The organism is Cupriavidus necator, assembly GCF_040578825.1.
Lineage (GTDB): Bacteria > Pseudomonadota > Gammaproteobacteria > Burkholderiales > Burkholderiaceae > Cupriavidus > Cupriavidus necator_E.
Window position 1 is genome coordinate 1 of sequence record NZ_JBEFLI010000113.1, and the last position, 14,189, is coordinate 14,189.

The window sequence follows — 14,189 nt, forward strand, 5'->3', positions numbered from 1 at the left end:
CGCCAGGCCAGCGGCCTTGCCGCCAATGCCTCGGACACCGCGCTGCGCGGTGGCGAAGTGGTGGGCCGGGTGGTGCAGACCATGGACGAGATCAACGCCGCGTCGAAGAAGATCGTCGACATCATCGGCGTGATCGAGGGCATCGCGTTCCAGACCAACATCCTGGCGCTCAATGCCGCGGTGGAAGCCGCACGCGCCGGCGAACAAGGCCGAGGGTTTGCCGTGGTCGCGGGCGAAGTGCGCAGCCTGGCGCAGCGCAGCGCCAATGCGGCCAAGGAGATCAAGGGGCTGATCGGCAATACGGTGGAGCGCGTCGACAACGGCTCGGCGCTGGTGGGCCAGGCCGGCAAGACCATGGACGAGATCGTGCAGGCCGTGAAGTCGGTCACCGACATCATGGGCGAGATCAGTGCGGCGTCGGCCGAGCAGAGCTCCGGCATCGAGCAGGTCAACCAGGCGGTGGCGCAGATGGACGAAGGCACGCAGCAGAACGCGGCGCTGGTGGAAGAAGCCGCGGCCGCGGCCGGCGCGCTGGAAGAGCAGGCGCTGCGCCTGCGCGATGCCATCGCCACCTTCCGCGTCAGCATGCAGGCAGAGGTTCGTCCGCAACGGCACAAGGGCACGGGCACAGGCACGGAGCGCGCCGGCGCCGTTCAGTCAATGGCACGGGCTTAGTGCACAGCACCAGGCCAGTCCGATCCGCAGCTGCGGGCCATCGACCCGCATGCGCATAAAGCGGGCGCGGCACGCCGCGCCCGGGGCTTTCAGTAATAAAGGGGAGTTGCTATGCATTGGTTCAATCAATTGCGCGTCACGACCAGGCTGGTTGCCGGGTTCCTGGTCGTTGCCGTGATCGGCGCCGTGATGGGGCTGCTGGGCGTCGTCAACATGGGACGCATGGCGGACTGGACCGGCAAGATCTACCACGGCGACCTGCAGGCGCTGAAGGCGGTGCAGGACGCCAATATCAACCTGGTGTATGCCAGCCGCTCGCAGATCGGCTTGCTGTCCGCATCGACCATGGGCGAGCGCGCCGCCGAGAAGGAGCAGATCGCCAAGTCGCTCGCGCTGATGGATGAGCGCATCCGCCAGGTGGCGGGCGTGTTCCAGCAGCCTGAAGGGCAGGCGATGGTCAAGCAGTACCAGCAGCTGGCGCCGGCCTTTCGCGAGCGCATGAACAAGTACGTGGAGCTGGTCAGCAAGCAGCCGCTCGATACTTCGCAGTTCGAGAGCCAGGTGTTCTCAGAGAGCGCCGAGCTGCTCAAGGACAGCCATGCGCTGGAAGCGGTGATGTTCAAGATGGTCAAGCGCCGCGACGACCGCGCTCGCAACAACATGGAAGAAGCGCGCAGCGTCTATGACGCGACCCGCATCTGGATGCTGGGCCTGGTGTTGGGCGGCCTGGCGCTGTCGGTGCTGCTGGGCCTGTTCCTGGCGCGCGCCCTGTCGCGCCAGCTCGGTGGCGAGCCCGGCTATGCGGCCGAGATCGCCGCGCGCATTGCCGAGGGCGATTTCTCGTCGCCGGTGGCCACGCGCGCCGGCGACAAGAGCAGCCTGGTCTATGCGATGCAGCAGATGCAGCAGCAGCTCTCGCGCATGGTGCGCGATTTCAAGGAATCGGCCGAATCGATCGGCACCGCCTCGCGCGAGATCGCCGCGGGCAACAACGACCTGTCGCAGCGCACCGAGCAGCAGGCCGCATCGCTGGAGCAGACCGCTTCCAGCATGGAAGAGCTGACCAGCACCGTGCGCCAGAACGCGGACAACGCGCGCCAGGCCAGCGGCCTTGCCGCCAATGCCTCGGACACCGCGCTGCGCGGTGGCGAAGTGGTGGGCCGGGTGGTGCAGACCATGGACGAGATCAACGCCGCGTCGAAGAAGATCGTCGACATCATCGGCGTGATCGAGGGCATCGCGTTCCAGACCAACATCCTGGCGCTCAATGCCGCGGTGGAAGCCGCGCGCGCCGGCGAGCAAGGGCGAGGGTTTGCCGTGGTCGCGGGCGAAGTGCGCAGCCTGGCGCAGCGCAGTGCCAATGCGGCCAAGGAGATCAAGGGCCTGATCGGCGATACGGTGGAGCGCGTCGACAACGGCTCGGCGCTGGTGGGCCAGGCTGGCAAGACCATGGACGAGATCGTGCAGGCGGTGAAGCGCGTGACCGACATCATGGGCGAGATCAGTGCGGCCTCGGCCGAGCAGAGCTCGGGCATCGAGCAGGTGAACCAGGCCGTGGCGCAGATGGACGAGGTCACGCAGCAGAACGCGGCGCTGGTGGAAGAAGCCGCCGCCGCGGCCGGCGCGCTGGAAGAGCAGGCCAGCCGCCTGCAGGGCGCGGTGGCGATGTTCCGCCTGGCGGCCGGGGATGCGCAGGCTTCGTTCACGCTGCCGTCCTCCCCATCTTCCCATGCGTCGCCGTCATCGTCCGGCAAGGGCAAGGTCAAGGTGGGCGGCGCCGTGCGCGCCATCGCCACGCGCAAGCTTGTGGCCGTGGCGGCCACTGCCGCCGCCGGTGCCAAAGCTGCCGATGTTGCGGCCGACGCCGCGGCACCAGCGGCTCGCCCCGCTGCCGCGCGCACCTCGCGCCCCGCGCTGGCCGGTGCCGACAACGGCGACTGGAGCGCGTTCTGATCCACCCATGCATTGGGCCGCGCGGCGGCCCCGGGATGGCATAGCCATGACGACCGAGATCACCCTGGCCCTGCCGCATGACGATGCGGCCAGGCTGCGCAAGGAGTTCGACCAGTTCATCGGGGTTTCCTCCGGCCTGGACCGCGAGTTCCTGCCGCCCGAGTTCAACGACTTCCTGCGCGCCCGGCTGATGCAGCATGACGGCCCGCTGACCGAGCGCGCCGTCACGCGGCTGCTGTCCGGCGGCGAGTACGGCTGGGCGCGGCGCGTGTTTGACAAGCAGCTTCCCAATGCACTGGCGGCGCTGATGCGCGATGCGCAGCGCTTTGGCTTCGGCCTGGCTGTGCAAACCGAATGGACGCCCGAGCAGCGCCTGACGCATGCGCGCGAATGGGCCGCGCAGGTGCTGGCCGACTGCGGTGCCGACCCGGCCTTTACCGAAGCGCTGGCCACCCAGGTGGCGGCCTCGGCCGAAGACGTGCGCGTGCTGGAGGAGCGCATGCGCACGCCGGCGTGGCGGCTCGCCGAAAGCCTGCGCCAGCGTGCCTATGACCTGATGTACGCGCTGCAGACCGAAGAGAGCGAGACCACCGGCCGCGTGCGCGTGGGCGAACTGCGCGGCATGCTGGGGCTCGCGCTGGAGTACGGCTCGATCCAGCCCGACGAAGCGGCGCGCGTGCTGGAGCAGGTGGAACGCACGCGTCCCGCGCTGTTCCGCGAAGCGCCCGACGATGTGTTCGCGCGTCTCGCTGCATGGCTGCGTCGCCTGTTCGGATCGTGAGCCACGCGTCGCGATATGGGACGACGGGGGCGCCAATGGAAGGCCGCATGCGTCAACGTGACGCATGTCATTTCGGACGAGGGAATTTCGGACAGCCATTCCGCGTGCACGGGCGCCATGAGCACCAAGCGCCGCACGCGTCAATAGAGGAATCCCGCAGGGTCCCGCTTGCGGCACTCATGCGTTGATGGATATGGCGTGTGCGTAACTACATTGCGCGGAACAGGCGACAGAATTGTGACGTGTCACAAAATGGCCGCACCCATGTATCTTCCGTGCGACATTTGCTTGCCCCCCGCGTAAGTAGGGATTGGCAGTGCAGGCAAATTGCCGATATAAACGTAACAGTCTCACTTACACTCTGTAACACTTGTAACGGGGTCGATAACAAGTAAGACACGGGCGTAGTTCCTTCAGTCGTACGTTGTACCCGCCCAGCCGCATACAAACGATCTGGTCGCCGCTGTCCTTAAGGGCAACGGTAAGCACCGGACAAGCGGCCCTGGCGGGTTTTTTGGTAGCGGGGAAAAATTGGAAAGCAGTGAAGTTCTCCAGGAGATCAGGGAGGTTAACCTCGCCTATCTGCTGCTCGCGCAACGCCTGGTGCGCGAAAACCAGGTCGAAGCCATGTTCCGGCTCGGGGTCAGCAAGGAAATCGCGGATATCCTTGCCAAGCTGACTTCGGCGCAACTCGTCAAGCTGGCGGCATCCAACATGGTGCTGTGCAGGTTTCGCTTCGACGACCATGCGCTTCTGTCCACTCTGACCCACACGGCGAAAAGCCATGACATGCAGCAGATCCACGCCGCGATCCTGCTTGCCCGTCAGCCTGTGGAGTCGCTCAATTGACCGCGCTGCTCAAGGCCGAACCAAGCCGGAGCTTCACGGCCACCTCCACAGCCGCACGCAAGAGCGTTCTGCAGGATGCCAACCAGACCCAGCTCGCCATCGAGCTGATCGGCCTGGGTGCGCGCCTGCAGGTGCTTGAAGCCGAGACCACGCTGTCGCGCGACCGGCTGATCCGGCTGTACAAGGAGCTGCGCGGCGTCTCGCCCCCCAAGGGCATGCTCCCCTTCTCGACCGACTGGTTCACCACCTGGCTGCCGAATATCCACTCGTCGCTGTTCTTCTCCGCGTACCAGTTCATGGTGCAGGAAGGCGAGACCGTGGGCATCCGCGCGGTGGTGGCGGCGTACCGGCTCTACCTCGAGCACGTTTCGCTGCTGGGCGGTGAAATTGTCTTAAGTTTCACGCGTGCCTGGACGTTAGTACGGTTCTTCGAGAGCAACATGCTGCAGCTGTCCCGCTGCACGTGTTGCGGCGGACAGTTCGTCACGCACGCGTATGAGCCGCACGCGAACTTCGTGTGCAGCCTGTGCCGTCCGCCGTCACGCGCAGGGAAAGTGAAGAAGCTCTCGAAAGACGCCGCCGCCGAGCAGACCAACGCCTGATCCTGGTCGAAGTCCGCCGGCTGGCAAGCTTGCAGCGCTGGCGGACGGACGCATCTCCGTTCGCCCGTGCAACGGGCAATTGTGCGTGGCTGACGCGCGTTTTTAGACGGGGATCCGATCGTGCTAGTAGTTCTTGGCTATGTCGTCGTGGTAGCGGCGGTGCTTGGCGGTTACGCCATGACCGGCGGCCATATGGGCGCGCTTTATCAACCTGCCGAAGTGGTGATCATCGCGGGCGCCGCCATCGGCGCCTTTATCGCCACCAATACGGGCAAGGCCATCAAGGCCACCGCCAGGGCCCTGCCGGGCCTGTTCAAGAGCTCCAAGTACAAGAAAGAGCTGTACCTGGACGTCATGTCGCTGCTGTACGTGCTGCTGTCCAAGGCACGGCGCGAGGGCATCCTGTTCCTGGAAAAGGAAATCGCGGACCCCGCCTCCAGCAGCGTGTTCAGCCAGTACCCGCGCATCCTGTCGGATCCGGTGGTGATGGAATTCCTCACCGACTACCTGCGCATGATGGTCAACGGCAATATGAACGCGTTCGAGATCGAGGCCCTGATGGACCACGAGATCGAGACCTTCCGCCATGAAGCCGAGATCCCCGCCCATGCGCTGTCGCGCGTCGGCGATGGCCTGCCGGCGTTCGGCATCGTCGCCGCGGTGATGGGCGTGGTGCATGCGCTGGGTTCGGCCGACCTGCCGCCGGCGGAGCTGGGCGCGCTGATCGCGCATGCGATGGTCGGCACCTTCCTCGGCATCCTGCTTGCCTACGGCTTTATCTCGCCGCTGGCCGCGCGCATCGAGCTGCAGGTGTCCGAGAACGTCAAGGTCTACGAGTGCATCAAGGTCGTGCTGCTCGCCTCGCTCAACGGATATGCGCCGCTGGTGGCGGTGGAATTTGGCCGCAAGGTGCTGTACTCCACGGTGCGGCCGTCGTTCCTTGAGCTGGACGACCACGTGCGTGAAGTCAAGAGCCTGAACTGACGGGCAGGCAGGGGAGCACCGCCATGAGCAGCGCACATGACATGCGTCCGATCATCGTCCGCAGGGCGAAATCGCACGCCAGGCCGCACGGCAACCACAGCTGGAAAATCGCCTACGCCGACTTCATGACGGCGATGATGGCGCTGTTCCTGGTGCTGTGGCTGCTGTCCAGCGCCAACAAGAAAACGCTGGAAGGCATTGCCGAGTATTTCCGCATGCCGCTCAAGGTGGCGATCGTCGGCGGCGAGAAAAGCAGCCAGTCGCCCAGCGTGATCCCGGGCGGCGGGCTGGACGCGATGCGCAAGGACGGCGAAGTCATGCGCGCCCGCGACAATGACCCCAGCGACGAACAGCGCCGCAACGAACAGCAGGAAGCGCAGCGCCTGCGCGCGCTCAAGCAGCGCCTGGAACAGATCATCGAGAACAACCCGGTGCTGCGCCAGTTCCGGCCGCAGCTGCTGCTGGACATCACCAGCGAAGGCCTGCGCATCCAGATCCTGGATACGCAGAACCGGCCGATGTTCCGCACCGGCAGCGCCATCGTCGAAAGCTATATGCGCACCATCCTGCGCGAGATCGGCCCGGTACTGAACGAGCTGCCCAACAAGGTCAGCCTGTCCGGCCACACCGACGCGGCCAACTATTCCAACGGCGAGCGCACCTACAGCAACTGGGAACTGTCCGGCGACCGCGCCAACGCCTCGCGCCGCGAGCTGATCGCGGGCGGCATGCAGGAAGGCAAGGTGCTGCGCGTGCTGGGCCTGGCCGCGACCATGCCGCTGGACAAGCAGGACCTGCTGGCGCCGGTCAACCGCCGCATCAGCATTGTCGTGCTCAACCAGAAGGCGCAGGCGCGTTTCGAGGCCGAGAACGCCAGCGCTGCCGAGGTCTCGGTGGCGGCGCAGGCCGGCAAGATGGCGCAGGAAGTGCAGGGGGCCCTCGCGGCCGCGTCGGGGCCTGCGGCGCCGGCGGCCACCCCGGCGAAGAGCAGCAAGCCGTGATGCAGCAACCCATCAAGCGCGGCCGCCCGGCGGCGCCCGCGCGCAGCGCAGTCAATTAGTGAGTCAGGACGCCATGTCTGTCGATATCGATATCACACAGTTTTACCAGACCTTCTTCGAAGAAGCGGAAGAACTGCTCGTGGAAATGGAGCAGCTGCTGCTCGGCCTGGACATCGAGTCGCCCGATCCCGAACATCTGAACGCGATCTTCCGGGCGGCGCATTCGATCAAGGGCGGGGCGGCCACCTTCGGGTTCGCGGCGCTGACCGAGACCACCCACATCTTCGAGAACCTGCTGGACCGCACGCGCCGGCAGGAACTGGCGTTGACCAGGACCATCATCGACACCTTTCTGGAAACCAAGGACGTGTTGCAAGATCAGCTCAACGCCTACCGCAACGGCACCGAACCCGATCCGGAAACGCTGGCGCGCATCTGCGCCGTGCTGCAGCAGCTGGCGCAGGAAGCGGCCGGGCACGCTGGCGAAGCGGTCGCTGCACCGGCGCCCGCACCGGCACCCGCGCCTGTTGCCGCTGCCGCCGCCGCACCGGCCGCCGCCCCCGCGGGCGGTGGCCTGAAGATCCGCCTGATCAAGGTCTCCGCCTCCGACCAGGCGCTGCTGCGCGAAGAGCTCGCCAACCTGGGCGAGATCACCGGCCAGCAGGAGGTCAACGGCGAGCTGGTGGTATGGCTCAACACGCAATGCAGCGCCGACGACATCATCGCGGTGTGCTGCTTCGTGATCGACATGGACCAGATCGTGATCGAAGCCGCTGCCGATGCCCCGGCAGCCGCGCCGGTGCCCGCGCCCGTCGCGGCCCCCGCGCCGGCACCGGTTGCCGCCGCGCCGGCTCCGGCGCCTGCAGCGGCCGCCCCCGCGCGCGAGAAGGCCAGGCCGTCCCCCGCCGCCGCGCACGCGCAAGGCGAAGGCTCGATCCGCGTGCCGACCGAGAAGGTCGACCAGATCATCAACCTGGTGGGCGAACTGGTGATCACGCAATCCATGCTGGCGCAGACCGCATCGTCGCTGGACCCGGTGCTGTTCGACCGCCTGTTCTCCGGCATGGGCCAGCTCGAGCGCAACGCGCGCGACCTGCAGGAAGCGGTGATGTCGATCCGCATGATGCCGATGGACTACGTGTTCTCGCGCTTCCCGCGGCTGGTGCGCGACCTCGCCAGCAAGCTCGGCAAGCAGATCGACCTGGTCACCTTCGGCAAGGCCACCGAGCTCGACAAGAGCCTGATCGAACGCATCATCGATCCGCTCACGCACCTGGTGCGCAACAGCCTGGACCACGGTATCGAGACGCCGGACAAGCGCGTCGCCGCCGGCAAGGATGCGACCGGCCAGCTGATCCTGTCCGCGCAGCACCACGGCGGCAATATCGTGATCGAGGTCAGCGACGACGGCGGCGGCCTGAACCGCGAGCGCATCCTGGCCAAGGCGATCCAGAACGGCCTGCCGGTGTCCGAGAACATCAGCGACGAGGAAGTCTGGCAACTGATCTTCGCGCCGGGCTTCTCTACCGCCGAGGTCATTACCGACGTCTCCGGCCGCGGCGTGGGCATGGACGTGGTCAAGCGCAATATCCAGGAGATGGGCGGCCATGTCGAGATCAGTTCGCGCCCGGGCCTGGGCACCACCATCCGCATCGTGCTGCCGCTGACGCTGGCGATCCTGGACGGCATGTCGGTCAAGGTGGGCGAAGAGACTTTCATCCTGCCGCTGAACTGCGTGATGGAATCGCTGCAGCCCAAGGCCGAGGATGTGCACACCGCCGCCAACTCCGACCGCGTGATGCACGTGCGCGGCGAATACCTGCCGCTGCTGGAGATGCACCGCGTCTTCAACGTGGCGGGCGCGCTGCAGGAACCCACGCAGGGCATCGCCGTGATCCTGCAGGCCGAAGGCAAGCGCTTCGCGCTGCTGGTGGACCAGCTGATCGGCCAGCACCAGGTGGTGCTGAAGAACCTTGAGACCAACTACCGCAAGGTGCCGTGCATTTCCGCGGCCACCATCCTGGGCGACGGCAGCGTGGCGCTGATCGTCGACGTCGGCGCGCTGCAGCGCACCGGCGTGCGCCGGCAGGAACCGGCGCTGCAGCAGTAATCGTCCAATCACAGGAGAACTAGACATCATGGCCGGCATCGGACACATCGATACCCCCGGAAGCGACGCTTCGGGCCAGGAGTTCCTGGTCTTCACGCTGGGGTCGGAGGAGTACGGCATCGACATCCTCAAGGTGCAGGAGATCCGCAGCTACGAGACCGTCACGCGCATCTCGAGCGCGCCGGACTTTATCAAGGGCGTGACCAACCTGCGCGGCGTGATCGTGCCGATCGTCGACCTGCGCCTGAAGTTCCGCCTCGGCAACGTGCGCTACGACCACCAGACCGTGGTCATCATCCTGAACGTGGCCGGCCGCGTGGTTGGCATCGTGGTGGATGGCGTGTCGGATGTGCTGACGCTGACCGGCGATGCGATCAAGCCGGCGCCGGAGTTCGGCGTATCGATCTCGACCGAGCACCTGACCGGCCTTGGCACCGTCGACGGCCGCATGCTGGTGCTGATCGATATCGAGAAGCTGATGACCAGCCCCGAGATGGCGCTGGTCGAAGCCGAGCTGGCCTGAGCCTGACAGCGCACCGCCCCCGCCGCCACCCGCAACACCGAAGCGAAGCCATGACGCCGTCCCGCAATGCCGCCAGCGCCCCCGGCAGCCTTACCGGCTTCCCGGGCGCAGTCTCCGCGCCGGCCGCCACGCTGCGGCGCGACGAGATGCGCGACTTCCTGCTGACCGAGCGCGACTTCGAGAAGATCCGCGCGCTGATCCACCGGCGCGCCGGCATCTCGCTGGGCAGCCACAAGCGCGAGATGGTCTACAGCCGGCTGGCGCGGCGGCTGCGCACGCTGCAGCTTTCTGACTTCGCCTCTTACCTGGCGCTGCTGGAGGCGGATGACCGTTCGGCCGAGTGGGAATTCTTCACCAACGCGCTGACGACCAACCTGACGTCCTTTTTCCGCGAGGCGCACCACTTCCCGCTGCTGGCCGAGCACGCGAAGAAGATCGGCCGTCCGTACAGCGTCTGGTGCTCCGCGGCATCGACCGGCGAGGAACCGTACTCCATCGCCATCACGCTGGCCGAGGCGCTGGGCGACCGCGCCGGCACGGTGCTGGCCACCGATATCGACACGCAGGTGCTGGCCAAGGCCCGCAGCGCTGTGTACTCGGCCGACCAGGTCGCGCGGCTGTCGCCCGAACGTCTGAAGCGCTTCTTCCTGAAGGGCACCGGCCCGCGCACCGGCTCGGTCAAGGTCAAGCCGGAGCTCGCCTCCACCATCACGTTCGAGCCGCTCAACCTGCTCGCGCCCGACTGGGGCATCCGCGAGCAGTTCGATGCGATCTTCTGCCGCAACGTGATGATCTACTTCGACAAGCCGACCCAGGGCCGCATCCTGGAGCGCTTCGTGCCGCTGCTCAAGCCGCACGGGCTGCTGTTTGCCGGCCATTCGGAGAACTTTTCCTACGTCACGCGCGCGTTCCAGCTGCGCGGGCAGACGGTGTATGAACTGGCGCCGGACGCCATCCGCGCGGGACGGCCGTGATGCGCACGCCCCAACTGCCCGAAGCGCTGGCCACGCGCACCTACTTCGACCGCGAGTTCGGCAAGCAGGCGGTCAAGCTGCTGCCCAACGAGTACTACGTGACCCGCGAGGACATGGTGCTGACCACGGTGCTGGGCTCGTGCGTGGCCGCGTGCATCCGCGACGAAGTCGCGGGCGTGGGCGGCATGAACCACTTCATGCTGCCCGACGATGATGGCGGTGGCGCCGGCCGGCTGTTGTCGGCGTCGATGCGCTACGGCAGCTATGCGCTGGAAGTGCTGATCAACGAGCTGCTCAAGATGGGCGCGCGGCGCGAGCGGCTGGAGGCCAAGGTCTTCGGCGGCGGCGCGGTGCTGGCCAACATGACCACGCTGAATATCGGCGACCGCAACGCTGAGTTCGTGCTGCGCTACCTGAAGGCCGAAGAGATCCGCGTCGCGGCGCAGGACCTGCGCGGCCCCCACGCGCGCCGCGTCAGCTATTTCCCGGTCGGCGGGCTGGCGCTGGTGCGCCGGCTGACGCGGCAGGACGACCAGGTCTCGGTGGCGCGCGAGGAAAGCGCGCTGGCGCGGGCGCTGGCCAGCTCGGCCAAGGGGCCGGCACGCACGCCTGAACTGTTTGCGCGGCAGTCTTCCACGCGCCAGCTTCCCTGAACCCAACCAAGCACGACCTTATATGACTGCCGCCAAGATCAAGGTGCTCTGCGTGGACGACTCCGCGCTGATCCGCAGCCTGATGACGGAGATCATCAACAGCCAGCCCGACATGGAAGTGGTCGGCACCGCGCCCGACCCGCTGGTGGCGCGCGACCTGATCAAGCGCCTGAACCCGGACGTGCTGACGCTGGACGTTGAAATGCCGCGCATGGACGGGCTGGATTTCCTCGAGCGGCTGATGCGATTGCGGCCGATGCCGGTGCTGATGGTGTCGTCGCTGACCGAGCGCGGCTCGGAGATCACCATGCGCGCGCTGGAGCTCGGCGCGGTGGACTTTGTCACCAAGCCCAAGCTGGGCATCCGCGACGGGCTGCTGGAATACACCGACACCATCGCCGACAAGCTGCGCGCCGCATCGCGCGCGCGCGTGCGCGCGGCGGCGCAGCCCGACGCCGGCGCCAGCGTGCCCCCGCCAATGCTGCGCAGTCCGCTGCTGTCGACCGAGAAGCTGATCATCCTGGGCGCCTCCACCGGCGGCACCGAGGCCATCAAGGAATTCCTGATGCCGCTGCCGCCCGACAGCCCGGCGGTGATGATCGTCCAGCATATGCCGGCCGGCTTCACGCGCTCGTTCGCGCAGCGGCTGGACGGGCTGTGCCGCATCACCGTCAAGGAAGCCGTGCACGGCGAGCGCGTGCTGCCGGGCCACGCGTATATCGCGCCGGGCGACTCGCACATGCGGCTCGCGCGCAGCGGCGCCAACTATGTCGCGCACTTGTCGCAGGAAGCGCCGGTGAACCGCCATCGTCCGTCGGTGGACGTGCTGTTCGATTCCGCCGCCGAGCATGGCGGCAAGAACGTGATCGGCGTGATCCTGACCGGCATGGGCAAGGACGGCGCGCGCGGCATGCTGCGCATGCGCGAGGCGGGCGCCTACAACCTGGCGCAGGACGAGCACACATGCATCGTGTTTGGCATGCCGAAGGAGGCGATCGCCGCCGGCGGCGTGCATGAAGTCGTGCCCTTGCCGGCGATGACCCAGCGCGTGATGGCACGGCTGGCCACGTACGGCACGCGCGCGCAGCGGGTGTAAACGAACCGGGGCGCGCGCCGGCTGCGCGTCCTGCAACAAGCCACAACTGTATTTACCTGGAGCCATCAAAGTGGACAAGAACATCAAGATCCTGGTCGTGGATGATTTCCCGACCATGCGCCGGATCATCCGCAACCTGCTCAAGGAGCTGGGTTTCGTCAACGTCGAGGAAGCCGAGGACGGCGCCGCCGGGCTGGAGAAGGCGAGGGACGGCAGCTTCCAGTTCGTGATCTCGGACTGGAACATGCCCAATATGGACGGCCTGTCGATGCTGCAGGCCATCCGCGCCGACGCCAATATCGGCAAGACCCCGGTGCTGATGGTGACCGCCGAGGCCAAGAAGGAGAACATCATCGCAGCGGCCCAGGCGGGCGCCAACGGCTACGTGGTCAAGCCGTTCACGGCGGCCACGCTGGACGAGAAGATCACCAAGATCTTCGAAAAGCTCGGCGGCTGAGCCAGAGGAGCGTTTCCATGACTCCGACCCTCAGCAACGATTCCGCCGAGCAGCTGATCCTGCGTATCGGCAACCTGACGCGGATGCTGCGCGACAATATGCGCGAGCTCGGCCTGGACAAGGAAATCGAGCGCGCCGCGCAGGCCATCCCCGACGCGCGCGACCGGCTGAACTATATCGCCGCGATGACCGAGCAGGCCGCCGAGCGCACGCTCAACGCAGTCGAACTGGCGCAGCCGATCCAGTCCGATATCGAGCAGCAGGCCGAAACGCTGGACAAGCGCTGGCAAGCTTGGTTCGAGCAGCCGGTGGAGCTGGCCGACGCCCGCTCGCTGGTGGTCGACACCCGCGCCTTCCTGTCCGAGGTGCCCGGCCAGGCCCGCGCCACCAACAGCCACCTGCTCGACATCATGATGGCGCAGGACTTCCAGGACCTGACCGGCCAGGTCATCAAGAAGATGATGGACATGATCCGCGCGCTGGAGCAGGAGCTGCTGCAGGTGCTGATCGACAACGTGCCGTCCGAGCGGCGCGTGGAAGTCCAGGCACCGTCGACGCTGATGAATGGGCCGCAGGTGAGTCCGGAAGGGAAGCCGGACGTGGTGTCGGACCAGGCGCAGGTGGATGATTTGTTGGCTAGTTTGGGGTTCTGAGGTTTTGGTTGGGTAGGCGGTCGAAAGCCGTCGGCTGCGCTCTGGCACAGCGATTTCGCATGCGAGCCCAACGGCTTGTTCCCGCCCGCATGTTTTCTCCCCTCTCCCGCGTGCGGGAGGGGGGCGGGGGAGAGGGCCGGCGCATCCACGAAGTCAACCGCATCAACACCTTTGCACTGCTTCATCCTGGCAATCCGGCGATGACCGCTGTTTTAAGAGTTTGCCCATACTCGCGCTTGCTGCCTCTCTTCATACTGGGATCGTCGCTGCGTCGTAGCGACCGGGTTTAGCAGCCTGAAAGAGAGAGCCGAACGTTCGCCTTCCGGCGGTATCCTTACGTTCGTGCCTGCGCACGCCCTTCTTTGGGCGGGCCCTGGCAGGGGAGCCTTCGGGCTCGCCGGCTCTCTGCTCTCTCCCGGTCTGCTAACCCTGCCTTGCGCCCGCCCACCCCAATCAGCACCCGGGGAGAGCGGGACTGAACCTGTATGGATAGGGGGCATTCCCATGCTTCAGTTCTTACTTGCCCATTCTGGGCGATTGGCTGTCTCCAGTACTTTCACAATGCAGCAGGGCGCGCGTGCCGCGTATGTGGAGGTGTGCCATGTATAGCCATAGTCATCACGGTATTACGGCGGAACACAATGGTGTCGACATGCTCGTCACCGCTCACACCCCTGGGGAGAATCCGCTGAGTCTCGCGGTGCAACGGGCGGCGCAGCTTCACGGGCTATTGCTTATGGCTAGTGAGCATGGGGCTGTTAGTTTGGAGGCGGTGGATTTGGAGCAGGGGGTTTGGGAAGGCTTGCTTTCCCTTGCGGCTACGCTGGCGCATGAGACGCAGGTTTTGAGTGAGTTGGCGGTGGTGGAGGGGCAGGGGT

15 protein-coding genes are annotated in these 14,189 nt (G+C 66.3%); all 15 read left to right on the forward strand.

What is annotated here, in order from left to right; genetic code table 11:
• Positions 1-675, forward strand: a 675-nt coding sequence (locus AB1I47_RS31835; RefSeq protein ID WP_354687646.1) for a methyl-accepting chemotaxis protein, incomplete at its 5' end; no start/stop codon positions are given.
• Positions 676-786: 111 nt separating this feature from the next.
• The gene (locus AB1I47_RS31840; protein ID WP_354687647.1) at positions 787-2,628 is read left to right on the forward strand and encodes a methyl-accepting chemotaxis protein; all 1,842 of its coding nucleotides are present in this window, start codon (positions 787-789) and stop codon (positions 2,626-2,628) included.
• Between the two features lie 46 nt (positions 2,629-2,674).
• Positions 2,675-3,409, forward strand: a complete 735-nt coding sequence (locus AB1I47_RS31845) for a DUF4088 family protein (RefSeq protein WP_354687648.1) — start codon at positions 2,675-2,677, stop codon at positions 3,407-3,409.
• 531 nt (positions 3,410-3,940) lie between these two features.
• Entirely contained in the window at positions 3,941-4,258 is a 318-nt protein-coding gene (flhD, locus tag AB1I47_RS31850; RefSeq protein ID WP_010812713.1) for a flagellar transcriptional regulator FlhD, read from the forward strand.
• Positions 4,255-4,860 carry a flagellar transcriptional regulator FlhC gene (gene flhC / locus AB1I47_RS31855; protein WP_354687649.1) on the forward strand — a complete coding sequence of 202 codons (606 nt, stop codon included), beginning with the start codon at positions 4,255-4,257 and terminating at the stop codon, positions 4,858-4,860. The genes flhD and flhC overlap by 4 nt, the downstream gene beginning before the upstream one ends.
• A gap of 120 nt (positions 4,861-4,980) precedes the next feature.
• Positions 4,981-5,844, forward strand: coding sequence for a flagellar motor stator protein MotA (motA, locus tag AB1I47_RS31860; protein ID WP_354687650.1), 864 nt, complete (start codon positions 4,981-4,983; stop codon positions 5,842-5,844).
• A gap of 23 nt (positions 5,845-5,867) precedes the next feature.
• The gene (motB, locus tag AB1I47_RS31865; protein ID WP_354687651.1) at positions 5,868-6,845 is read left to right on the forward strand and encodes a flagellar motor protein MotB; all 978 of its coding nucleotides are present in this window, start codon (positions 5,868-5,870) and stop codon (positions 6,843-6,845) included.
• A 73-nt stretch (positions 6,846-6,918) separates the two neighbouring features.
• Entirely contained in the window at positions 6,919-8,955 is a 2,037-nt protein-coding gene (gene cheA / locus AB1I47_RS31870) for a chemotaxis protein CheA (RefSeq protein ID WP_354687652.1), read from the forward strand.
• A 28-nt stretch (positions 8,956-8,983) separates the two neighbouring features.
• Positions 8,984-9,478 (forward strand): chemotaxis protein CheW, encoded by a 495-nt coding sequence (locus AB1I47_RS31875; protein ID WP_209773495.1) that lies wholly within the window; start codon positions 8,984-8,986, stop codon positions 9,476-9,478.
• 50 nt (positions 9,479-9,528) lie between these two features.
• Positions 9,529-10,452: a CheR family methyltransferase gene (locus tag AB1I47_RS31880; protein ID WP_354687653.1), complete on the forward strand. Its 924-nt coding sequence runs from the start codon at positions 9,529-9,531 to the stop codon at positions 10,450-10,452.
• Complete coding sequence (cheD, locus tag AB1I47_RS31885) at positions 10,452-11,105, forward strand: chemoreceptor glutamine deamidase CheD (RefSeq protein ID WP_354687654.1); 654 nt, start codon at positions 10,452-10,454, stop codon at positions 11,103-11,105. The genes AB1I47_RS31880 and cheD overlap by 1 nt, the downstream gene beginning before the upstream one ends.
• A gap of 22 nt (positions 11,106-11,127) precedes the next feature.
• Positions 11,128-12,201: a protein-glutamate methylesterase/protein-glutamine glutaminase gene (locus AB1I47_RS31890; protein WP_354687655.1), complete on the forward strand. Its 1,074-nt coding sequence runs from the start codon at positions 11,128-11,130 to the stop codon at positions 12,199-12,201.
• A gap of 70 nt (positions 12,202-12,271) precedes the next feature.
• A complete protein-coding gene (gene cheY, locus AB1I47_RS31895) occupies positions 12,272-12,658 on the forward strand; it encodes a chemotaxis response regulator CheY (RefSeq protein ID WP_354687656.1) in 387 nt (128 codons plus the stop codon).
• A gap of 17 nt (positions 12,659-12,675) precedes the next feature.
• Positions 12,676-13,311, forward strand: coding sequence for a protein phosphatase CheZ (gene cheZ, locus AB1I47_RS31900; RefSeq protein WP_354687657.1), 636 nt, complete (start codon positions 12,676-12,678; stop codon positions 13,309-13,311).
• 601 nt (positions 13,312-13,912) lie between these two features.
• A partial coding sequence (locus tag AB1I47_RS31905) for a hypothetical protein (RefSeq protein WP_354687658.1) occupies positions 13,913-14,189 on the forward strand: 277 nt, incomplete at its 3' end.